20 protein-coding genes are annotated in these 21,000 nt (G+C 63.8%); 12 read left to right on the top strand and 8 right to left on the bottom strand.

Annotated elements, in window-relative coordinates; genetic code table 11:
* Positions 1–73: 73 nt before the first annotated feature.
* Complete coding sequence (locus HSDC_RS00510) at positions 74–601, top strand: HPP family protein (protein ID WP_064697974.1); 528 nt, start codon at positions 74–76, stop codon at positions 599–601.
* Positions 602–702: 101 nt separating this feature from the next.
* Entirely contained in the window at positions 703–2,634 is a 1,932-nt protein-coding gene (locus tag HSDC_RS00505) for a metallophosphoesterase family protein (protein ID WP_064697973.1), read from the top strand.
* Positions 2,635–2,649: 15 nt separating this feature from the next.
* Here HSDC_RS00505 and HSDC_RS00500 read toward each other — a convergent pair whose 3' ends face one another.
* Positions 2,650–3,120: a phosphatidylglycerophosphatase A family protein gene (locus tag HSDC_RS00500; protein WP_064697972.1), complete on the bottom strand. Its 471-nt coding sequence runs from the start codon at positions 3,118–3,120 to the stop codon at positions 2,650–2,652.
* A gap of 78 nt (positions 3,121–3,198) precedes the next feature.
* Entirely contained in the window at positions 3,199–3,639 is a 441-nt protein-coding gene (locus tag HSDC_RS00495; RefSeq protein ID WP_064697971.1) for a YtoQ family protein, read from the bottom strand.
* A 209-nt stretch (positions 3,640–3,848) separates the two neighbouring features.
* Between HSDC_RS00495 and HSDC_RS00490 the strand changes: the two genes are divergently transcribed.
* The 4 genes from HSDC_RS00490 (at position 3,849) to HSDC_RS00475 (ending at position 8,094) form a co-directional block, all read left to right on the top strand.
* On the top strand, positions 3,849–4,430 hold the full coding sequence (locus HSDC_RS00490; protein WP_064698605.1) for a gamma-glutamylcyclotransferase: 582 nt from the start codon (positions 3,849–3,851) through the stop codon (positions 4,428–4,430).
* A 48-nt stretch (positions 4,431–4,478) separates the two neighbouring features.
* Positions 4,479–5,753 (top strand): threonine ammonia-lyase, encoded by a 1,275-nt coding sequence (locus tag HSDC_RS00485; RefSeq protein ID WP_137055151.1) that lies wholly within the window; start codon positions 4,479–4,481, stop codon positions 5,751–5,753.
* A 213-nt stretch (positions 5,754–5,966) separates the two neighbouring features.
* On the top strand, positions 5,967–7,706 hold the full coding sequence (locus HSDC_RS00480; RefSeq protein ID WP_064697970.1) for an isocitrate/isopropylmalate family dehydrogenase: 1,740 nt from the start codon (positions 5,967–5,969) through the stop codon (positions 7,704–7,706).
* Between the two features lie 61 nt (positions 7,707–7,767).
* Positions 7,768–8,094 (top strand): YnfA family protein, encoded by a 327-nt coding sequence (locus HSDC_RS00475; RefSeq protein WP_064697969.1) that lies wholly within the window; start codon positions 7,768–7,770, stop codon positions 8,092–8,094.
* A 115-nt stretch (positions 8,095–8,209) separates the two neighbouring features.
* Here the strand turns inward: HSDC_RS00475 and HSDC_RS00470 are convergent, their stop codons facing one another.
* The 3 genes from HSDC_RS00470 to HSDC_RS00460 all read right to left on the bottom strand — a co-directional run bounded on the left by HSDC_RS00470 (position 8,210) and on the right by HSDC_RS00460 (position 11,571).
* Positions 8,210–9,532 (bottom strand): PepSY-associated TM helix domain-containing protein, encoded by a 1,323-nt coding sequence (locus HSDC_RS00470; protein ID WP_082919898.1) that lies wholly within the window; start codon positions 9,530–9,532, stop codon positions 8,210–8,212.
* 138 nt (positions 9,533–9,670) lie between these two features.
* Positions 9,671–10,081, bottom strand: coding sequence for a DUF2946 domain-containing protein (locus HSDC_RS00465; RefSeq protein WP_064697967.1), 411 nt, complete (start codon positions 10,079–10,081; stop codon positions 9,671–9,673).
* 116 nt (positions 10,082–10,197) lie between these two features.
* Positions 10,198–11,571, bottom strand: a complete 1,374-nt coding sequence (locus tag HSDC_RS00460) for a DHA2 family efflux MFS transporter permease subunit (protein ID WP_064697966.1) — start codon at positions 11,569–11,571, stop codon at positions 10,198–10,200.
* Between the two features lie 431 nt (positions 11,572–12,002).
* Between HSDC_RS00460 and sstT the strand changes: the two genes are divergently transcribed.
* A complete protein-coding gene (gene sstT / locus HSDC_RS00455) occupies positions 12,003–13,232 on the top strand; it encodes a serine/threonine transporter SstT (protein WP_064697965.1) in 1,230 nt (409 codons plus the stop codon).
* A 74-nt stretch (positions 13,233–13,306) separates the two neighbouring features.
* On the opposite strand, the gene mgrA is transcribed toward sstT, so the two are convergent.
* On the bottom strand, positions 13,307–14,335 hold the full coding sequence (gene mgrA / locus HSDC_RS00450) for an L-glyceraldehyde 3-phosphate reductase (RefSeq protein WP_064697964.1): 1,029 nt from the start codon (positions 14,333–14,335) through the stop codon (positions 13,307–13,309).
* Between the two features lie 202 nt (positions 14,336–14,537).
* On the opposite strand from mgrA, the gene HSDC_RS00445 reads away from it, so the two are divergent.
* The 3 genes from HSDC_RS00445 to HSDC_RS00435 are packed head-to-tail and all read left to right on the top strand — an operon-like array spanning position 14,538 to position 16,130.
* The gene (locus HSDC_RS00445; protein ID WP_064698603.1) at positions 14,538–15,068 is read left to right on the top strand and encodes a helix-turn-helix domain-containing protein; all 531 of its coding nucleotides are present in this window, start codon (positions 14,538–14,540) and stop codon (positions 15,066–15,068) included.
* Positions 15,065–15,796: an AzlC family ABC transporter permease gene (locus HSDC_RS00440; RefSeq protein ID WP_064697963.1), complete on the top strand. Its 732-nt coding sequence runs from the start codon at positions 15,065–15,067 to the stop codon at positions 15,794–15,796. Before HSDC_RS00445 ends, HSDC_RS00440 begins: the two co-directional genes overlap by 4 nt.
* Entirely contained in the window at positions 15,789–16,130 is a 342-nt protein-coding gene (locus HSDC_RS00435) for an AzlD domain-containing protein (protein WP_064697962.1), read from the top strand. Before HSDC_RS00440 ends, HSDC_RS00435 begins: the two co-directional genes overlap by 8 nt.
* Positions 16,131–16,183: 53 nt before the next feature.
* On the opposite strand, the gene HSDC_RS00430 is transcribed toward HSDC_RS00435, so the two are convergent.
* Positions 16,184–16,906: a phosphatase PAP2 family protein gene (locus tag HSDC_RS00430; protein ID WP_064697961.1), complete on the bottom strand. Its 723-nt coding sequence runs from the start codon at positions 16,904–16,906 to the stop codon at positions 16,184–16,186.
* A complete protein-coding gene (locus HSDC_RS00425) occupies positions 16,903–18,264 on the bottom strand; it encodes an O-antigen ligase family protein (RefSeq protein WP_244534391.1) in 1,362 nt (453 codons plus the stop codon). The genes HSDC_RS00430 and HSDC_RS00425 overlap by 4 nt, the downstream gene beginning before the upstream one ends.
* 274 nt (positions 18,265–18,538) lie before the next feature.
* On the opposite strand from HSDC_RS00425, the gene HSDC_RS00420 reads away from it, so the two are divergent.
* Entirely contained in the window at positions 18,539–19,717 is a 1,179-nt protein-coding gene (locus HSDC_RS00420) for a glycosyltransferase (protein ID WP_064697960.1), read from the top strand.
* Positions 19,701–20,996, top strand: coding sequence for a PIG-L deacetylase family protein (locus HSDC_RS00415; RefSeq protein ID WP_064697959.1), 1,296 nt, complete (start codon positions 19,701–19,703; stop codon positions 20,994–20,996). The genes HSDC_RS00420 and HSDC_RS00415 overlap by 17 nt, the downstream gene beginning before the upstream one ends.
* The last annotated feature ends 4 nt before the right edge of the window (positions 20,997–21,000 follow it).

The raw sequence follows: 21,000 nt of genomic DNA, 5'->3' as shown, positions 1-21,000 counted from the left end.
AATCATGCTTTGCCAGATGGTATCGCCACCTGGCAGAATCTGCCGCCCTTTACCGTGAAAATCATTTCTGAAAATGAAATCGTATCTTGCCAAGATGCGCGGCGCCCGCGCGTCCCGACGTGACATCGACTGGCACGATGCCGCCTGGTCCTGGCTTGGCGCCTTCATCGGCATGGGTGCCGTCACCATGCTCGGAGAGCGTTGGCTCACCGAGCAGCTACTCGTCGTCGGCTCGTTCGGCGCGACCTCCGTTTTGCTCTATGCCGCGCCGGAAAGCCCCTTCGCGCAACCCCGCAACGTGCTGCTCGGCAGTCTTCTCTCGGCCCTGGTCGGCGTCGCCTGCTTCGAATGGTTCGGCGCCACGGCGCTGGCCGTGGCACTGGCCGTCTCGCTATCGATCCTGGTGATGCAGCTCACGCACAGCGTGCATCCTCCCGGTGCCGCAGCCGCCTTGATTGCGGTCATCGGCGGCCACGACGTTCATGCCTTGGGCTGGTGGTTCCCGATCCTGCCGATCGCGCTCGGCTGCAGTGTCATGCTCATTGTCGCCATGCTGGTCAACAACCTCGCTCGCCATCGGCGCTATCCTCATTACTGGTAGCGGCGACGTTCGTGAATTTCACGACACGCCATCGTGATATCCTTGTACTCGCGGGGGCCGGCAAGGGCGCCCGATGACCGTGGCGAAAAGGAATTCACGACATGACGACAGCGGAAGACGCCTCCCAGCCCCTACCTTCCGTACTGGCAGGTCCTCTGCTGAGGCGCCTGTCGAGCGAGCGTCTGCTGTTCTGGCTGGTGGGCAGCCGACCGCTCGACATGCAACTGGTTCTGCAACCCGACGGCCAACCCCCGCGCCGCCTGACGATCAACGACAAGCGGCGGCGCTGCCTGCCGCTGGGCCGCCACGCCTATCTGCACCTGATCGATGTCTCGCTCGAGACTCCGCTGCCTCAGGATGTGCGCATCGACTACGACCTGCGCCTTGCCGACGAGGGCGGCATCGCCGACTGGGCCCCTCATCTGCTCCACGAGGGCAGCCGACGCCCAGGCTTCGTGCTCGCCTCTACCCAGCGTCGGCTGCTTCACGGCTCCTGTCGGCGTCCGCACCACGACGGGCCAGACGGCCTGGCGCGCGCCGATGCCTGGCTCGCCGAACGACGCGACGACACTGGCCAATGGCCCGCCTGGCTGCTGCTGACCGGCGACCAGGTCTATGCCGATGACGTGGCCGGCCCCATGCTGGTGGCGATTCACCAGTTGATCCAGCGCCTGGGATTGTTCGACGAACCCCTGGAAGGCGCCACCGTGGCCGACAGCCGCGCCCTTTACACCACCGATACCGCCTACTATCGCCGTGACTCCCTGCTGCCGGATGTCACCGAGAGCAATGACCTGCGCAAGCGCTTCTTCGGTGGTGCCAGAAAGCCGATCTTCACCTCGGCCAATGCGTCCAACCACCTGATCAGCTTCGGCGAGATCATCGCCATGTATCTGCTGGCCTGGTCGCCGACACCCTGGCGCCTGGTGGATATCGCTGAGCCGGCACTCGACGAACCCCATGCCGACATCTTCGCGAATGAGCGCGGCATCATCGAGCGTTTCGTCGACGACCTGCCCGCCGTGGCACGCCTGATGGCTCACCTGCCAACGCTGATGATCTTCGATGACCACGATGTCACCGACGACTGGAACCTGACCGCCGACTGGGAAGAGACCGCCTACGGCCACCCCTTCTCGCGACGCATCATCGGCAACGCTCTGATGGGGTATCTGCTCTGCCAGGGCTGGGGCAATGATCCGGACCGGCTGGCCGACCCCATGGAAGAGGTCGCGACGCTACTCGACACCGCCGCGCGCGAAGACGGCTGGCTGCCCGCCGAGCCGCACGATGTCTTCCTGCGCCATTTGCAGCGCTTCCAGGGCTGGGAATATCAGATTCCCGGTACTCCCCGGCTGGTGGTGCTGGATACCCGGACCCGCCGCTGGCGCAGCGAACGCAAGCTGGGGCGCCCATCCGGGCTCATGGACTGGGAGGCACTCTCCGATCTGCAACAGCAGATTCTCGATGCCCCCTCGGTGGTGATCGTCTCACCGACACCGATGTTCGGCGTCAAGCTCATCGAAGTGGTGCAAAAGCTCTTCACCCTGGCCGGCAAACCGCTACTGGTGGATGCCGAAAACTGGATGGCCCATCGCGGCGCGGCCAGCGTGATGCTCAACATCTTCCGACACTCCCGGACGCCGGGCCATTACGTGGTCCTCTCCGGGGATGTTCACTATTCCTTTGCTTATGATATCGAGCTCCGCCATCGCCAGCATGGCTCGAAGATCTGGCAGATCACGTCCAGCGGCGTGAAGAATGCCTTTCCCGACACCCTGCTGGATGCCTTCGACCGGGCCAATCGCTGGCTCTACGCACCGCGTTCGCCGCTCAACTGGTTCACCAAGCGACGGCCGATGCGCATCCGCCCGCGCGACCCGGATCGCGCCGAAGCCGGCGAGCGTCTGTGGAACGGCGCCGGCATCGGGCTGGTCGTGCTGGACGAACAGGGGCGCCCCGAGGAAATACGCCAACTCGATGCTCGGGGCTTCGATGTCGTTTTTCCGCCCCCTCGTCAGGAAAGTGACTGAAGGATCTGCCCGGTATCACGGTGAGCGCCGTCGTCGCCACAGCGACAAGCCACCGAACACCAGCAACCAGGCATACCCCGCTGCCACCAGGTCATCGAGTACGATCCCGACCCCACCGGGGATGCCCTCCAGTTCGGCCGCTGGCGGCGGCTTGGTGATATCGAACAGCCGATAGGCAACGAAAGCGCCGGCCATGGCCAACGGCTGGCGCGCCGCTGCCTGACCGAGCACTACCACCGGGAAGGCGGCAATCTCATCGAGCACGATACGCCCATCATCCTTGCCTCCCAGGCTGTCCGATGCCAGTTGGCAAAGGGGCATCGCTGCCACCAGCAATACGGCTACAAGACCGAATTGCACGGGGCGCGAGCGCCCCAGCAGCCACCAGGCCAGGGGCACCGCCAGCAGGGAGCCGATGGTGCCCGATGCCCAGGGCAACCAGCCAAAGCCAAATCCGGTGGCGGGCCATATCCATAGCGCTTCCATCTCAGCGGCTCCTCACCACACCGACATGCCACGCGTCAACGGCAATTTCCATTTCCGTCTCCTTGACGAAACAAGGCGTCAGGCACGCAACACATGCTCGAGGATCTTCACCACCTGGTCCGTCGTGCGAGCCCAGGCCATGGCCTCGGCGTCGACCTCCTTGAGCGGGTGTACGATCTCCTCGCTGTGCAGCGTCACATAGGGCTTGCCCAGCGCCGCGCAGTAGCCGGCATCGAAGGCGGCATTCCACTGCTTGTACTTGTCGCCGAAGCGCACGACCACCAGGTCGCTGGCGGCGATCAGGGTGCGGGTACGAATGGCGTTGACCTTGGAGGACCGATGATCCCGCCAGAAGCCCTCGCGTTCCTCGCCGAGATGGTCGCCGGCGGCATCGCTGGCATCATGATCGGTCACCGGCGAGGTCAGCACCACATCCAGGCCGGCCGCCTCGACGCCACGACGAATCTCGTCGCGCCAGTCGGTGTGTATCTCGCCGGACAAGTAAACCTGAAAACTCATCGTTTCTCCTCGTTATCATGGTTGTCGTATCGGGGTCGGCCCAGCGCCGACACGTTGTCATTCTACCCTGTCAATTTTGTATACAACAAAGCCAATCCATTGAATACGCTTCATTCCTTTTTCGACAAGCGCCCTTGAACATCGCATGATGGAAATTCACCGTGCCCGGCAGACCGGGCACGCCACCCGGCAGCAACGCGACACTCGACATGGTTCTCGACACCACTCAGCAGAATCAACGCATGACCCACTTCAGCGACCACGATGCCATCTGGCTGTTCGGCTACGGCTCGCTGATCTGGAAGGCCGGCTTCGCTTACCTGGAACGCCGCCCGGCCTATATTCGCGACTGGACACGACGCTTCTGGCAGGGCTCCCACGATCACCGCGGCACCCCGGCGGCACCGGGCCGGGTCGCGACCCTGCTCCCGTCTCCCGGCGCCATCTGCCATGGCATGGCCTACCGCATCACGCCGGAAACCCTCGGCCCGCTCGACGTGCGCGAGAAGAACGGCTATCTGCGCGAGGTCATCACCCTGCACTTCGCAGACAGCGACACGGCGCAGGGACTGGTCTACATCGCCACCGAGGACAACGCCGCCTATCTCGGCGATGCGCCGACGGCAGAGATCGCCCGGCAGATCGCCGAGGCGCGAGGCCCCAGTGGGCCCAATCGCGACTATCTGTTGAACCTAGACGAGGCCCTGCGCGCGCTCGACGTGGAAGACGCGCATGTCGCCGAACTGGCCCGCCACGTGCGCCACCTCGACAGCGAGACCTCGGATGCCTGATGCCCGCTGTCCCCGACACCATGACCGACTTTCTGGAGACTTGCCCGCATGATCGTCAATCTGGATGACGTCCAACACGCCGCCGAGCGTACCCGAGACCACCTGGTACGCACGCCCTGTCTGCATTCGGCCACGCTCTCGAAACTGACCGGCTGCGAACTCTACATCAAGTTCGAGAATCACCAGTTCACCGCCGCCTTCAAGGAGCGCGGCGCCCTGAATCGCCTGCTGCTGCTCTCCGAGGACGAGCGGCGCCGGGGCGTCATTGCGATGTCGGCGGGTAACCATGCCCAGGCGGTGGCCTATCACGCCGCCCGGCTGGGTATCCACGCCACCATCGTCATGCCGCGCCACACGCCCAACCTCAAGGTCCGCAATACCCGCAACTTCGGTGCCGAGGTGCACCTGCAGGGCAACGGCGTCGACGAGGCCGGTGCCTATGCCCAGCGCCTGGCCGAAGAGCGCAACCTGGTCTTCGTGCACCCCTACGACGATGAGCACATCATCGCCGGCCAGGGCACCGTCGCGCTGGAGATGCTTGAGGAGGTCCCCGATCTGGACAGCCTGGTGATCCCCATTGGCGGTGGCGGGCTGATCGGCGGCAATGCCGTGGCCGCCAAGGCGTTGCGTCCCGACATCGAGGTGGTGGGCGTGCAGACCCAACGCTTTCCCGCCATGAAACAAGCCCTGGCCGGCGAGCCGGTTCATTGCGGGCTGGCCACCCTGGCCGAGGGCATCGCCGTCAAGCAGCCGGGCAAGTTGACCCGGGAACTGGTCCGCGAGCTGGTCAGCGACATCACCCTGGTGGACGAGCCGGAGATCGAACGCGCCATCCTGATGCTGCTGGAGATCGAGAAGACCGTCGCCGAAGGCGCCGGCGCCGCCGGCCTGGCCGCCTTGCTCACCGATCCGGAGCGCTACCGTGGCCGCAAGGTGGGGCTGATACTGTGCGGCGGCAACATCGACATGCTGGCCCTCTCCTCGGTGATCCAGCGCGGTCTGGTGCGATCCGGTCGCATCGTGCGAGTACGCGTCGGCATCTCCGATGTGCCTGGTGCACTGTCCGAGCTCACCAACCTGCTCGCCGAACAACGCGCCAACGTCATTACCATCGCCCACCAGCGCACCTTCACCGATCTTTCCCTGCGCGCCACCGAGGTCGAAGCCACCCTGGAAACCCTGGGCCGCGAACATACCCGGGATGTCATCGAGGCATTACGCGCCGAGGGCTACGATCCCGTGCTGCCGGCCAACGAAGTGCATCCCGATGAACGCTGGGCCGACGACCCCGAGGGCCATGGCGAGTATAATGGCCGTGAATGACGCGACGCGTGCTTTGCTCGCGGGCCATCAACGCCCTACCCTATAACGCACTTGGCGTCACCCGCCCAGGCCAGGCCCGTCACCGATGGTGCGTCACCGAACGCGTGACACCAGACGCATGCAGCGCCCGGGCCGGGGCGACAGCGACTCCCGGCTCGAGCAACGATCGGATGACGCAAGACGCCAATCCTCCATCGCAAAACGAGACGCGCAATGAGCAGAAAGATCAACGTGGCCTCCCCGCTTGTCATCCTGCATGGCGACGAGATGGCCCAGGTGGCCTTCGAACGCATCCTCGAGACCTTCGTGACCGCACCGCTGAACATCGAGCTGGTCGAGATCGACCTAACCGCGGAAAACCGCCTTTCCACCAACGGGCAGGCGGTGGTCGATGCCATCGAGGCACTCAATCGCCATGGCGTGGGCATCAAGAACGCTGGCATGACAGTCAACCGCGAACAGCTCGATGCGCTGCTGGCCAAGCATCCAGAACTGGATCGCGCCAGCCTCAAGCCACTGGCCACCAAGTCGCCCAACGGCGCCATCCGCAAGGGCATCGGCGGCAACATCACCCGCGAGGACATCGAGTTCCGCAACCTCCAGGTCAAGCGCCCGGCGTGGATCGGCCGCGACATCGAGGTCGAGACCATGGAGCACGGCGGCACCAAGGACAGCTACAATGCCCTGTCCGACGCCACCGGCGTGGTCAAGCTGCTGTTCGTGGGCCAGAGCGGTGACCCGATCGAGCTGCACCGCCGCGAGGTGAACAAGGGCGACCCCTGGCTGCTGGCCACCAACGACCTGGAGGACGTCAAGGCCTGGGCGCATCGCTTCTTCCAGCGCGCCATCGACGAGAAGCGCGATATCTACCTGGGGCTGAAGGACACGGTGATCGCCGGCTATGACGGCGTGATGCGCGCCGCCATCGAGGATATCTTCCGCGCCGATTACCAGGCCAAGGCCGAGGCACTGGGGCTCGAGTATCACTACGAGCTGATCGACGCCCAGGCCGCACGGCTGGTCGCCAACCCTCCCGAGCGCGCACTCTGGGGCGTGCCGGACAACAACACCGGACGCAAGCTCTACAAGCTGGTCGAGCAGCTCAAGCGCTACGGTATCCCCGAGCGCAAGGCCCAGGTATCGATCTCGCGGATGAGCGCCGGTGGTGGCGACCAGTATGGCAGCTACAACGCCCCGGCTGAGGAAGACGGCATCCTCAAGGTCGTGGTCGACGGCGAAGAAAAGCATGCCCGCCGCGTGAAGAAGGGCGACCCCATTCTGCTGATGTCCAACGACCGCGCGGCCATCAAGGACTGGGTACTGCAGGTGTTCCGCGACGCCTCGCGCAAGGACAAGGAGGTCTATTTCGGCCTCAAGCGCGAGTACATGGATTACGACGAGGTGTTCAGCGACGTCATCACCGAGGCGCGTCGCGAACTCGCCAAGGCCGACACTCCCCCGCCGTCGTTCATGATCATGCGGCCCTCCAGCCAGCTGATCAAGATGATCACCGACCCACCCAGAAACGCCCTCTACCCGGCGCAGAACCTGGACGGTGACATCTTCTCGGACATCTCCGCCGCGCTCGGTGGCAGCCTGGCCACCGCCAGCTCGATCATCGAGAGCAAGAACGGCACCATGCTGTTCGAAGCGCCCCACGGTACCGCTCACGACCTCTATCTCAAGTACCTCGAGAGCGATGGCCGGGAAGCGCACTTCAACTCCTCCGCGCTGATCTACGCCGTGGGCAACGCTCTGGAGACCCTGGCGGAACGCGAGAACAACGCCGAGCTCGGCGATTACGCCATTCGCCTCAAGTCGGCCCTGATCGATACCATCGGCGACGGCATCGTCACCGGCGATCTCAAGGGCAAGACCACCGAGCCGGACAAGGAGACCGTAGTCGACATGCAGGGCTTCCTCGACGCCGTAGCGGCACGCCTGGCTTCGTGAACGCCACGGCGCATGCGCCCCCGGCCCGTGGCCGGGGCACGGCGACAGGCTGCACTCCTTCATGACCACCCTGGCCATCTACGTGGCCGCCGCCCTGGCCGAGATCGCCGGCTGCTTCAGCGTCTGGGCCTGGTGGCGGCTCGACAAATCGCTCGTCTGGCTGCTGCCCGGCGTGGCCAGCCTGATACTGTTTGCCTGGCTGCTCAGCCTGAGCGACGCCGATTACGCCGGCCGCGCCTATGCCGCCTACGGGGGCGTCTACATCGTCGCCTCGCTGGGCTGGCTATGGCTGGTCGAGCAACGCCTCCCCGACCGCTGGGACCTGATCGGCGCCACCATCTGCCTGGCCGGCGCCGGTGTCATCCTGCTCGCCCCTCGAGGGGGATGAGGCACTGACGATCCTCGGTACGGCCATCTGACGGCTCTGGCTACGCCTGAAGACCTGAAAGAAGAAGGCCGGCGCAGGTAACGCCGGCCTTTTCTGCATCAGGACCAGGATCGACTCAGGCAGGTGCCCGCTGCATGCCTCGCCTTCTGACCAGACCATCCACCACGGCCATGACGATCATCGAGGCGCCAACCAGCGGGAAGATCACACCGCCGATGGCGAGCAGGGCCAGCACACCTCTCAATCGTCGCGGGTCACTGGGTTCAGGGGGCACGCCCATTCGACCGGCGGGACGTCGCTTCCACCACATCACGCCCGAGGATACGCACAGCAAGACGATACCGGCGCAGGCCAGAGCCAGGATGAGCTGGTTGGCCAGCCCGTACTGCTGCCCCATGTGCACATTGATGCCCCATTCGAGGCCGCGCCCCAGCGGACCATAGTCGGCATAGCGCATGTCGAGCAGCGGCTCGCCGCTGTATTGGTCGAGATGCACGACGCGCTGGCGGCTCAGGTCGTCGGGATAGATGGAGCCGGTATAGACGCCATCCGGCCCGCTCGGCAGGCTGACCGCATAACCCGGCGCCAGCCCCAGCGAATCGAAGGTGGCCACAGCCCGGTCGAGCCCGATGGAAGGGGATGTGGAATCGGCCGACGTCGGTAGTTGCGCCTGCTCCAGCGACCAGGCCGTCTCGGCGTTCTCGGCCAGGCGTGCGTCGGACATCGGCACGTTGACGCGCACACCGTCGGGATAACCGAAGTTGTGTCCATTGGCCAGTTCGTTGACCTTGCTACCCCATACCGTCGACCAGGGCATGCCGGTGATGGCCAGAAACAGGATGAAGCCACCGACGAAGACACCGGTCACGGCGTGCAGGTCGCGCCAGAACACGCGCTTGCCCGGTTTGCCGCGTACCGACATCACGCCACCGCGGCGCCCTCTCGGCCACCACAGGTAGAGGCCGGTCAACACCAGAAGGATCGTCCAGCCTGCGACGATCTCGATGATCAAGCTCGCCGTCTCGCCAAAGTAGTTGAGGCTGTGCAGGTAACGCACGACCCACATGAAGCTGCCCCGATAGGGCAAAGTGCCGGTGACGTCTCCGCTGTAAGGGTCAACGAACACGGCCTGGCGACCCGACTCAGTAGTGATGTCGACCTCTGCCGCATGCACCGGAGAAGCCGGGGGCACGTAACGAAACGCCTCGCCGGAGTGCGCGCTCAGTGCGGCAGAGAGCTGTTGCTGTGGCGATACGGTGGGTGAGGTCTGAGCCTCGACACGCACGATATCGGCATTCACCCACTGGCCAATTTCATCCTTGAACAGGTACAGGCCGCCCGTCACGGCCAGGGAGATCAAAAACGGAATCACGATCAAGCCGGCATAGAAATGCCAGCGCCAGACCGTACGATAAATATCGTTAGTCTTGTTACTCATGAGGGCCCCTTGAAAGGAGAAACACCTGTTGGCCCGCCCAGGCATCGTGCGAAACGTGCCAACGACAGGCGCGAGACACGCATCCCGCCCCGTCGAAAGGTGCGACGGCGGCGAGGCGTGCGGGATATTCTCGATGGATCAACCGAAGGGAATGGGAGGAGCCCGAGTCAATGCCTGGGGAAAGACTGCCGGCCCGCCATGCGCGGTTCGCGTGGCCACCACCGGGGCCGTGATGACATGCGATGCAACCGGCGCGACACGCGGCAACATCGCCATGAGCACGGGCATCTGCTGGAAGAGCGAGCAATAGCCGCATTGCACCTGCCAGTGGTGCATCGCCGCATGATGCGGCGTGCCGTGGTCGCTCTCGCCCGATGCCTGCATCACCATGTGCGACGATGCCGACATGCTGTGCCCGGCATGATCGTGACCGCTGCCAACGGCCGCACTCACCTGACCGATCATCGGGCCGATGGCCAGCAACAGCATTGCCAGCAGCGCGAAGCGCACTGCCAGGCGAGAACGATGGTGCTGGAAACGGTGCAACATGGGCGATATGCCGGAAATCGGAGTGGAGCAACGCGCCATGATAGCGCAGCCCATACGTGCAGGGGCAGTCACTGACGCGGTGCCTTGTCGCACCCGCGCCAGCCAAGGGTAGTGACTCAGGCAACTGCCCTGCGGGAACGCATCGCCACCGCCGACCCCATCGCGGCGACCGCCAGCATCATCAGCATGACGAAGGCCATAGCGTGGCCCTCACTGCCTGCCCGAGAGCCGACCCGGGACAGGATGATCACGACAACGATGGCGCCCAGTGCCCCTCCAGCGCGCTGGACCACATTGACGATCGTCGTGGCATCCCCCATCTGTGCCCTGGTTGCCGAAGCGTAGGCGGCCGTCATGGCGGGCATCTGGGTCAGTGCCAGTCCGGCGCCACGCACGGCCAGCAACAGGGCCAACCCAACGTCATCGAACGTTATCCCCAGCGCCAGCGGCAGGGTTGCCAGCGACATCAGTGCCGCCCCTCCCATCGCTACGCAAGACGCCTCCAGACGATCAGTGAGCGTGCCGGCCAAGGGCAGCATCAGGGCGCTGCCAAGTCCCATTGCCAACAACTGCGCCCCCGTACTTGCCGCCCCCAGCTCGGCGGTGGTCTGCAGGTATAACGGCAGCACCAACAAGCCACCATACATGTTGGCGCCAGCCAGGCCGGCAGTCAGCGTCGCGGCGGCAAAGTGCCGGGCATGCAGCAATCGCACATCGATCAGGGGATGCGGCTGATGGCCGGCACGCCACACGAAGCTCGCTACCATGACGCCCCCCAGCAGCACGGTGCCAAGCGATGTCAGCCCAGCTTCTTGAGCCCCCAGCCGCGTTGCGCCATACAGCATCATCGGCAGGCCAACCCCGATCAGCAACAGCCCGGGACCATCCAGAGGACGCGCTTGTGTCGTGTCGCCTCCAGGTACCAGACGACGCGCGGCCAGCAAGGCCACTAGCCCCACGGGCACGTTGATCCAGAACAGCCAGCGCCATGAGAGCACCTCCAGCATCATGCCGCCGAGACCGGGGCCAATGGCAGGCCCCAACGCGATGACCAGGCCCAGAGTGCCCATCACCCGGCCAAGCTGCTGGGCACTGACAATCGAGCCGATCACGGCTTGTCCGGCGGGCACCATCACGCCAGCCGCCAGCCCCTGCACCAGTCGCGCCCCGATCAGGCTCCCGATATTCGGCGCCAGGGCACAGCCCGCGGAACTGAGAATGAACAGGGCCATGGCGAATCCCCATAGGCGACCGTATCCATAGCGGTTCCCGAGCCAGCCTGCCACCGGTAGCGAGACGGCCAGCGCGACCAGATAGCCGGTCGCGACCCATTGCACCATGGCCAGGGGTACATCGAAGTCGCGCCGAATGGACTCGATGGCCAGGTTGGCCACCGTGGCATCGAGCATCGCCATGAAGGCGCCTGCGCCGGTGACGGCCGCGATCGACCAGGTTCGCATGGAAATGACGGGTAGGCGGCCTGCCTCCATGTTGTCTCCTTGTACTTCGTATCCCTCGTTCCTCCACATCGCCCTCGCCCCATCCTCCTGTCAACCCTGGGCCGGCGCCCCAATCGGGGCAGTGCTGACGCCCCACGCCGTTCCCAGCGCCATCTCCGAAGGCCTTTCATGAATGCAGCTTGGGCGATTGCTTGCATCAACCGTTCCGGCGCTTTCAGAATCACCAGGGTAACGCCATCCAGGCAGCCATTTTTGCTTTCCCTGCAGCAAACGAAAGTCGCACCGCCTGCTGGCGCATACAATGTTAGACTCCCGCGCACTCGGCAGAGGCCCGCTCAGCGCTCCCGGCACGCATCACGGGGTAGCCCTTCCCAAGCCACTCCCGTATCGGCAAGCCGGGGACATCCGCCGTCGCGTTTCCTGTTCATCCATCCCAGCCCGAAGCCTTCGAGAGACCTTTCATGATCGCTACCGTCAACGCCCTGTTCCGTCCCATCTGGCGACTGGGCCTGATCCCCCAGATCGCCATCGGCATCGTCTGCGGCATCCTGCTCGCTTCCCTGTCGCCGGAAATGGCCCAGTCGGTCTCGCTGCTTGGGCAGTTGTTCATCTCCGCACTGAAAGCGGTCGCGCCGGTTCTGGTATTCATCCTGGTGGCGGCCGCCATCGCCGGCCACCAGCAGGGCCAGCCCACCCATATCCGCTCGGTGCTGGTGCTCTATCTGATCGGCACGCTGGTGGCCGCCCTGGTCGCCGTGGCGGCAAGCTTTGTCTTCCCCACCACCCTGGCACTGGATGCGCCCGAGGTCAGCGGCAATCCGCCGGGAGGCATCGTGGAGATTCTCCGGAACTTGCTGATGAATGCGGTCGAAAATCCCGTCAACGCCCTGATGGAAGCCAACTTCATCGCCATCCTGGCCTGGGCGGTCGGTCTCGGCATCATGCTGCGCCACGCCAGTGACACGACACGGACGCTGATGGGCGATCTCTCCGACGCCGTATCGGGCATCGTCAAGATCGTGATCCGCTTCGCTCCGCTGGGCATTTTCGGGCTGGTCGCCGGCACGCTGGCCGAGACCGGCATGGGCGCTCTGCTCGACTATGCTCACCTGCTGATGGTGATCATCGGCTGCATGCTGTTCGTGGCCCTGGTCACCAACCCACTGATCGTGTTCTGGAAGACGGGACGCAACCCCTATCCGCTGGTTTTCGCCTGCCTGCGTGGCAGTGCCATCACCGCCTTCTTCACGCGCAGTTCGGCGGCCAACATTCCGATCAACCTGGAACTGTGCCGGCGCCTCAAGCTGCACGCCGACACCTACTCCATCTCGATCCCGCTGGGTGCGACCATCAACATGTGCGGGGCCGCCATCACCATCACGGTGATTACCCTCTCCGCCGCCCATACCCTGGGCATCGGCGTCGACTTTCCGACCGCGCTGCTGCTGTGCATCGTCTCCGCCCTGGCGGCCTGTGGCGTCTCCGGCGTGGCGGGCGGCTCGCTGCTGCTGATTCCCATGGCCGCGAGCCTGTTCGGCATTTCCACCGACGTGGCCATGCAGGTAGTAGCGATCGGCTTCGTGATCAGCGTGGTGCAGGACTCCACCGAGACGGCGCTCAACTCTTCCACCGATGTGCTGTTCACTGCCGCGGCCTGCCGTGCCAAGAACACCGGTCTCGGCGACGACTGAGACACGCCTGTCCGCCATGGCCCGGCACTTCACGTTGCCCGGGCCATGGTATCACTCCCGCCGCTTGTGTCGTGTCAGCGCTCGGCCGAGGCAGCCCACAGGTTGATGCCACCTTCCACCGCATGGCGATCGATCTCGCGCAGCTCTTCCTCGGTGAACTCCCGACGTTCCAGGGCCCCCAGGCAGTCGATGACCTGCTGCGGGCGGCTGGCGCCGATCAATGCCGAGGTCACCCGCCCGCCTCTCAGCACCCAGGCAATGGCCATCTGCGCCAGGCTCTGACCACGCTGCCGGGCGATCTCGTTGAGGGCCCGCACATGCGCCAGGTTTTCCGGGGACAAGTGCGCATCCTTGAGGGTCGCACTGCGCGAGGCCCGGCTGTCGTCGGGCACTCCCGTCAGGTACTTGTCGGTCAGCAGCCCCTGGGCCAGCGGGGAGAAGACGATCGACCCGGCACCGAGTTCATCGAGGGTATCCAGCAGACCATCATCCTCGATCCAGCGATTGAGCATCGAATAACTGGGCTGGTGAATCAGGCAAGGCGTGCCCAAGGCGTTCAGGATCTCGATGGCTTCGCGGGTGCGCCGGGCATTATAGGAGGAGATGCCCGCATACAGCGCCTTGCCCTGACGCACTGCCTGGTCGAGGGCCATCATGGTCTCTTCGAGCGGGGTTTCCGGGTCGAAGCGATGCGAATAGAAGATATCGACATAGTCGACTCCCAGCCGCTCGAGACTTCGATCGAGACTGGAGAGCAAGTACTTGCGGCTCCCCCATTCGCCATAGGGCCCCGGGTGCATCCGATACCCCGCCTTGGTCGAGATCACCAGTTCATCTCGATAACCGGCGAAATCTCGCTTGAGAATGCGGCCGAACAGCTCCTCGGCACTGCCCGGCGGCGGCCCATAGTTGTTGGCCAGATCGAAATGGGTGATGCCGTGATCGAAGGCGGTACGGCAGATCGCCCGAGCATTGTCAGGATTGGCGTTCTCGCCGAAGTTCTGCCACAAGCCAAGCGAGATGGCCGGCAACTTCAAGCCACTGCGCCCGCAGCGATGATAGGACATGCGCTCATAGCGATGCTCCGAAGGCATATAACTCATGGTGACTCCATCATGTTGAGAGCCGGGGTTGGTCCGACGCGGCATCGGCACTTCCCCCGATCAGGACGATTCCCTCGCCCTCCATTATGCGAACTCCCCGCCAAGAAGAAAGCGATGCCCACACGTCGTATCATTGACAGGATGCTGTTCGTTATATAGAACGTTCTATATAACGAACAATCTGGAAAGGTACATGAGCGACATGGACAAGCTCTCGCTCGGCACCCTGGGCCAGCACCTGCAGACGCTGCGGCGCGCCAGGGGTTGGTCGTTGTCACAGCTGGCCACCGCCGCCGGCATTGCCAAATCGAACCTCTCGCGCCTCGAACAGGGCGACGGCAACCCGACGTTAGATACTATCTGGCGCCTGGCGGTACAGCTGAATGTGCCCTTCGGCACCCTGGTAGCACCGATCCAGGTGCCATTAGGCGAGGACGGTGTCGAAGTGCGCCTGCTCGACCAGGGCCAGGACACCCCCCGCGTCGATGCCTATTGGATGCGCTGTGCGCCGCACATCACACGCCATGCCGAGGCGCACTCACCGGGCACCCGGGAGTCGCTCACCGTCGTCAGCGGCCAGCTCGAGGCCGGCCCCGAAGCCGCGGCTCGAGCACTCTCGGCGGGCGATACCCTGAGCTTCGACGCCGATCAGCCCCACCTATACCGCACGCATGACACCTGGGCGACCTTGCTCATGACCATCGTGTATACCGACACCGAGGCCGTACCATGACGACACGACCCCATGCCCTGAGCACCAGCCCCTGGCTGGCCGGCATGCGCGAGGCGATTCCCCTGCTGGGCGGTTACATTCCGGTTGCCATTTCCTTCGGCTTGATCGCCATTCAGGCAGGTTTCACCGCCTGGGAGGCCACCCTCATCTCGGTGCTAGTCTATGCCGGCGCCTCCCAGTTCCTGTTCATCGGCATGGTCGCCGCCGGCTCGCCATTATGGCTTGTCGTCGCCATGACGCTGTTGATCAACGTGCGCCACCTGGTCTATGCCCCGAATCTGGCCCCCTGGCTCACCGCAAGCCGACACTGGCCCTGGCTGATGCATGGCCTGACCGACCAGATCTTCGCCCTCGCCCACAGCCGACTGCCACAACTGCCGGAACACCAGCGTCTTGGCTGGTACACCGGTGCCGCCTTGCTGGCCTGGGCGAGCTGGATCGCCGGAACGGTACTCGGCGCCGTTGCCGGTGACTGGCTGATGACGCAGTGGCCACTGCTCGGCGAGGTCATGCCATTTGCGCTGCCGGCCTTGTTCCTCGTACTGGTCGTACCGCGCTTCACGTCACGACGCTGGACGCTGGCCCTGTGTCTCACCATCGCCATGGCCATGGCCTGCACCCTGGCCGGCTTGACCAACCTCGGCATTCCCTTGTCCGCCCTGTGCGGAGCCCTCTGCTTCTATCTGGTGAAGTTCGATACGCGACCAACGGGAGGCTCCCATGAGTAATGCCCTCTGGCTTGCCGTGCTGGCCTCTGCCCTCGGCACCTACCTGATACGCGTACTGCCTCTGCTCTGGATGCGACGTCGCCTGCGGCGCCTCGACGGTAACGACAACGTGGATGCCATGCCACAATGTCTCGGTATCCTGGGCCCGTTGATGATCGCCGCCCTGTTCGGCGTCTCCCTGGTACCCCGCGACCCCAGCGCCACCACCTGGCTGGCCACGGCCATCGGCATCGCCATCACGCTGCTCGTCTGGTACCGGAAGCGTTCTCTCGGTTGGCCCGTCGCCGCCGGCGTGGCGGCCTACGGCGTCATTATCGTGCTGGTAGGGATGTAGTGCGAATCGATCGCGACCGTCCATCTGCCAATTGCCAAGGGATCAAGGAATTCCTATGGACGGTTGTCTTTCTTCAGGGGCCAGAGGCTTTCCAGACGTTCGAGCCCCACCATCACGGATACCGACATGCGCGATGCAAGAGGCGTGCATAGCACCCAAGGCAGCAGAAGCAGGCAGATCGACAATGATCCGACGAGCACGTCACTGAGCCAATGTGCCCCCACCATGACGCGTGGCGCCGTGGCAAGAATGGCTAATGCAATGCTGGCCAGGCGCGTCACGCGATCCCCAAAGGTCAACATGAAGCCCGCAAAGATCATGGACATGATGCCATGATCCCCCGGAAAACTGTTGCCCGCCTGATCCTTCGTGGCAAATTCCACGAAGGAAGAGACCAGATTGACCTCATCAAATGCCAGGGTCGGGCTGGGGTGGCCATACGTAATGACATGGCGAACCAGCTCACTGACCAGCCCCGCCGTGATCAGCATGGTGACACCAATCCCAAACCAGCGCCGCCACCCGCCCTGACGATCGCGGTAGCTAGCCCAGCCCATGAGCGTGAGCATGCAAAGCATGATAAGAATGTCATAGCGACGGCTGTTGAGCGCTGCCAGGACCTCGGTCCAACGAAGATTGTCGTCGCCGATCGTCTGGTTGAACCACCAGAACACGGCATCATCAAGCACTGTCCAGAACGACAACGACGGAAACCACCAGCTGGTGATGATCAACATGCCAATGACATTGAGCAGCAGGATTCGGGAAAGCTTCATTGCGGGCACTCCGAAGAACATTGGGCGGGAGGGGGTGTCCTCCTGCTCTCCTGCTGCCAACGCCAGTAATGGGTGACAAGCCCACCCACCACCAGGTTATGCACGTAGACACCCGTCCAGAAGGAGTTGTATGACTCGAACTGATTGACCACCAGCCAGTAAAGGAAAAAACCGGCACCGAACAGCGCCATGTCACCCGGGAGGACGCCACCACGCCAGGCCCGCCATGTGGCGAGCCCAACCCATGATGCCAATGCCCCGATCACGCCCACACCAATCAGGCCATAGGCGACCCATATCTCGAGGAAGTAGTTGTGCAAGTGACCAAAATCTTGCTTGACCGATGCCGGCAGCCAGGGCGTATGGTCAATGACCAAACGGCGTCCTGTGCCTCCCCAGCCAACGATCGGGCGTTCCTGAATCCACTCGAACGCGGCCTGCCAGGAATGGATGCGAATGCCGATGCTGGTATAGGGAATATCGTCGATCTGGCCCTCGAGCAGCATGTCGATGACCTGGGACTCCTTGCTCACCCGTTCCATGAGCGGTCCCTTGAGCAAGGTGCCGGCTCCCAGGACGACGAGCAACGCGATGCCACTCCCCATGACCAGAAGACGGCGGTTGAGACGCCCACCACCAAGCAGGCGCATGCTCAGTAGCCAGATCAACAGCACGAACGGTAATGACAACGCCAGCGCCAGCAGCACGGCGCGTGTCTGCCCGATCATGACGGCGATAACGGTCAACAGGAATATCAGGCACCAGCCAATGACCCGAACGGCTCGCCAGCGTCCGGGCGCCATGATGCGGAAGGCGAATACCGTCAGTCCCAGCAATGCCACCCCGAACAACATGGCGCCGTGCTGGTAATTGCGGACACCGAACCCTACACGGTGGCCCTCGAGGCCGCGGACCCACTCCTGGAGCCCATCTCCCTGGACGACGCTGGCAAGTATCAAACCGGCAACCGCCAGCCCCCAGGCCAGCAAGGTGTTACGGGTACTTCCTCCCAGCCACCACGCCACGGCGATGAAGACAAACAGTTTGGCGAGCCGGTCGACCTGCGGATTGTCGGCCACCCACTGGGGATGATGGAAGTAGCCCAGCACCCAGGCCAGCACTTGCACCATGACCACCGCCAGCAGCAACCAGAGCGCCGCACTACGGCGGATGTCCTTCCCCTGGACCAGCACCATCACCAACCCAAGCAGCGCCATGACCGTTTCGGCGTTCGATCCCACCTCCGGCCATAGTATTTGCCCGCCCGTATAGATCAGCAGGGTGATGACCCCCAGCCCCCAGATACCCCGAGAGCATGACCATTCAACGGGAGACTCCCAGATCTGTTGCGGTTTCACAATGTCTCGCCTTGCATATTCGGAGGCACGTACAATACCGAAGCAAGCATGGCGAGTACACCATGCAGCCCGCCGCCCAAGGCGGTATCAGTGAACGCCCAGAGCCATATGCAACACGGTTCCGACAGGATGCATACCGGCCAGGACACAAAACGGGTAGCATGGTGAATCGAGTGTTTCCCGACCTTGGATACGGATACCCATCCATGAGTGAGCCACCCCTTTTCGCCGCCTCAATTCTCCGAACGACTCGCCATTGCACCCCAGCCCCTCTATGAGACTCCTCATCACCCTGCGCCGCCTTGGTACCGGCGGCATCGAACAAGCCAGCCTGACCTTGGCCAATGCCATGGCCGCGGCCGGTCACGAGGTCCACCTGCTGGTTCTGAAAGGGCAACCGACCCACACCCCTCATCCTGACGTGATCGTCCATTGCCGGGACCTCGACAGGGAGCAGCGGAGCGGTTTAGCGGGAATGGGCTGGCATCTGCTGAACCGCCTGGTGCTCACCCCTATCCTTCCTCACTCGAGGTTTGTCTGGCAGGGATGGCGCTGCAGTCGAGCCTTCGACGCCTTCGTCGCTGACACGGAACGCCGATATGGCCCCTTGGATCTCATCCTGCTCCGCGGCCAAGGGGCCTTCGAGATGCTATGGCGGGTTCAGGATCCTCGCGCCTGGCGAGTCGTGGAAGCGGTGACGGGACGCTTCTCCCGGAATGCCTGGGGCCGCTGGCTGACACGTCGGCTATTCCAGGGCAAGCGCGTGGTCTGCGTTTCCGAAGGCGTGAGGACAAGCCTTCATGCCTACCTGACCGAACAGCGAGTGACGCTCGACGCCACCCGCGTCATCTACAACGCCGTGCCCATTGCCGAGTTGCGCCACAAGGCCCAGGAAGCTCCCTCTCCGGTCATTCCGGGGCCTTTTCTGGTACACGTCGCACGCCTGGTACCCGTGAAGCAGCAAACCCTCCTGCTCGAGGCCTTCGCCCTGGCTCGCCGCCAGGGATTGACGCATCGGCTGGTGATCATCGGCGATGGATCGCAGCGCCCCAAGCTGGAAGCCTTGACCCAACGACTGGGTCTCGAAGAGGTCGTCCATTTCCTCGGCCAACAAGCCAACCCCTACCCCTGGGTGGCACGTGCTGACGCCCTCGTGCTCAGCTCTCGCTTCGAGGGGCTGGGCATCGTCCTGATCGAAGCCCTGGCACTCGGTACGCCCTGTGTTGCCACTCAAGCATCAGGAGGGATCGCAGAAGTATTGATCGACGAGCAACGGGACCTGGTAACCGAGCCCACCGCCGCCGCATTGGCCGAGGGGATGCTCAAGGCGGTAACATCGCCCATCACGATACGGCCTGCGTGGGTGGAACGGTTCGCAGAGCCCAGGATCGTTGGCGAATTTCTCGACCTCATCGAACACCGCAGCGAGTCAGCCGATGTCCCGAGTTCATGACCACTACCTGCCGCTGGCCCCTGAGCACGACATGCAAGCCAGGATCGACGACCAAGGCCGCCTGCGCACGGCGTCTGCCGAACTCGGTACGCTGGGGTGGACATGGATGCTGGAGATCCAGTATACGGCCCCTGGTCTTTGGCGACTGCCCGGCATTACAGTGGCAGAACATGATCGGCCCCGGTTCACCCAGTATCTGGAAACGCGACAGTCCGGCAAACGCCTACTCAACCTCAACGGCATCGACGACCTGACTGCCGTCACACTGTCCCCTCAAGGGTGCCGCTTGTCATCCCAGGCACGACTACTCGGTTTTCCCCGACCACCACTGGATGACGGCCCCCTGGTGATCATTGCCCCTCACCCGGACGATGCCGAACTCGCGGCCTATGGTCTCTATCGCCAACATGCCGAGCGCGCCTGGATCCTGACCCTGACCGCCGGCGAGTACCAAAAACGTCTCGATCGGCAATACTTGCCCTTCCTCGACCCAGACCTGAAAAGCGCCAGCCGTCGCAAAGGCTGGATCCGAGCCTGGAACAGTGCCACCACGCCCATGCTGGCCGGTCTCTCCCCGGAACGGCTGTACATGCTCGGTTATTTCAATGACACCCTTGGTGCGCTATTGGAGACACCGACCATCCCCCAGCCATCGCTCGGCGACGAAACGCTCAGCCCTGCCGATTTTCGAGGGTGGAACCCGGGACCACTGGCCTCCGATGAGCGCGCGAACGGCCCCGAGAATCGAGGCAGCGACCTGCTGGCCGACCTCGAACGTCTACTCGATGAGATTCGCCCCAGCACCGTGGTGACACCGCACCCCGAGCTCGACCCCCATCCCGACCATCGAGCGTCCTCCCAGGCCCTGGCGCTGGCCATGCGGGGCGCCGGGCACCGGCCACAACGCGTGCTGTTGTATGCCAACCACCTCAGGAGCCAGCGGGGCTTCCCGCGAGGGCCGGCCCATGCCGCCGCCGGCATCTGGCCGGTACAGTATGCCCAGTCTCGATTGGGCCCTTGGTCGCTCTACAGTCAGCCACTCGATCTGGAAACCCAACGCGAGAAGGCCGTGGCCATGGACAGCATGCACGACCTCAGGGACAAACCGGGGTGGGAGCGTCGCCTGAAACGCGCCACGAAGCGCCGACTGAGCGGGCTTTCTCCCCGTGATTGGCCATGCTATGGACAGCACGACTACTTCCAGACTCACATCAAGGCTCACGAAGTCTTCGTCCAAACGAACGTGGAGGCCTTTCTGGCATCGTTCGATGGCGAATGACCCA

Source organism: Halomonas caseinilytica (assembly GCF_001662285.1).
Classification (GTDB): Bacteria; Pseudomonadota; Gammaproteobacteria; order Pseudomonadales; family Halomonadaceae; genus Halomonas; species Halomonas caseinilytica.
Note: the sequence above shows the minus strand (reverse complement) of the source record. Positions and strands in the feature narration are given on the sequence as shown.

What these genes read in the sequence shown, in the direction of transcription:
- HSDC_RS00510 (WP_064697974.1), top strand. Translation starts at nt 74, where the DNA reads ATGAAATCGTATCTTGCCAAGATGCGCGGCGCCCGCGCGTCCCGACGT.
- HSDC_RS00505 (WP_064697973.1), top strand. Translation starts at nt 703, where the DNA reads ATGACGACAGCGGAAGACGCCTCCCAGCCCCTACCTTCCGTACTGGCA.
- HSDC_RS00500 (WP_064697972.1), bottom strand. Translation starts at nt 3,120, where the DNA reads ATGGAAGCGCTATGGATATGGCCCGCCACCGGATTTGGCTTTGGCTGG.
- HSDC_RS00495 (WP_064697971.1), bottom strand. Translation starts at nt 3,639, where the DNA reads ATGAGTTTTCAGGTTTACTTGTCCGGCGAGATACACACCGACTGGCGC.
- HSDC_RS00490 (WP_064698605.1), top strand. Translation starts at nt 3,849, where the DNA reads ATGGTTCTCGACACCACTCAGCAGAATCAACGCATGACCCACTTCAGC.
- HSDC_RS00485 (WP_137055151.1), top strand. Translation starts at nt 4,479, where the DNA reads ATGATCGTCAATCTGGATGACGTCCAACACGCCGCCGAGCGTACCCGA.
- HSDC_RS00480 (WP_064697970.1), top strand. Translation starts at nt 5,967, where the DNA reads ATGAGCAGAAAGATCAACGTGGCCTCCCCGCTTGTCATCCTGCATGGC.
- HSDC_RS00475 (WP_064697969.1), top strand. Translation starts at nt 7,768, where the DNA reads ATGACCACCCTGGCCATCTACGTGGCCGCCGCCCTGGCCGAGATCGCC.
- HSDC_RS00470 (WP_082919898.1), bottom strand. Translation starts at nt 9,532, where the DNA reads ATGAGTAACAAGACTAACGATATTTATCGTACGGTCTGGCGCTGGCAT.
- HSDC_RS00465 (WP_064697967.1), bottom strand. Translation starts at nt 10,081, where the DNA reads ATGTTGCACCGTTTCCAGCACCATCGTTCTCGCCTGGCAGTGCGCTTC.
- HSDC_RS00460 (WP_064697966.1), bottom strand. Translation starts at nt 11,571, where the DNA reads ATGGAGGCAGGCCGCCTACCCGTCATTTCCATGCGAACCTGGTCGATC.
- sstT (WP_064697965.1), top strand. Translation starts at nt 12,003, where the DNA reads ATGATCGCTACCGTCAACGCCCTGTTCCGTCCCATCTGGCGACTGGGC.
- mgrA (WP_064697964.1), bottom strand. Translation starts at nt 14,335, where the DNA reads ATGAGTTATATGCCTTCGGAGCATCGCTATGAGCGCATGTCCTATCAT.
- HSDC_RS00445 (WP_064698603.1), top strand. Translation starts at nt 14,538, where the DNA reads ATGGACAAGCTCTCGCTCGGCACCCTGGGCCAGCACCTGCAGACGCTG.
- HSDC_RS00440 (WP_064697963.1), top strand. Translation starts at nt 15,065, where the DNA reads ATGACGACACGACCCCATGCCCTGAGCACCAGCCCCTGGCTGGCCGGC.
- HSDC_RS00435 (WP_064697962.1), top strand. Translation starts at nt 15,789, where the DNA reads ATGAGTAATGCCCTCTGGCTTGCCGTGCTGGCCTCTGCCCTCGGCACC.
- HSDC_RS00430 (WP_064697961.1), bottom strand. Translation starts at nt 16,906, where the DNA reads ATGAAGCTTTCCCGAATCCTGCTGCTCAATGTCATTGGCATGTTGATC.
- HSDC_RS00420 (WP_064697960.1), top strand. Translation starts at nt 18,539, where the DNA reads ATGAGACTCCTCATCACCCTGCGCCGCCTTGGTACCGGCGGCATCGAA.
- HSDC_RS00415 (WP_064697959.1), top strand. Translation starts at nt 19,701, where the DNA reads ATGTCCCGAGTTCATGACCACTACCTGCCGCTGGCCCCTGAGCACGAC.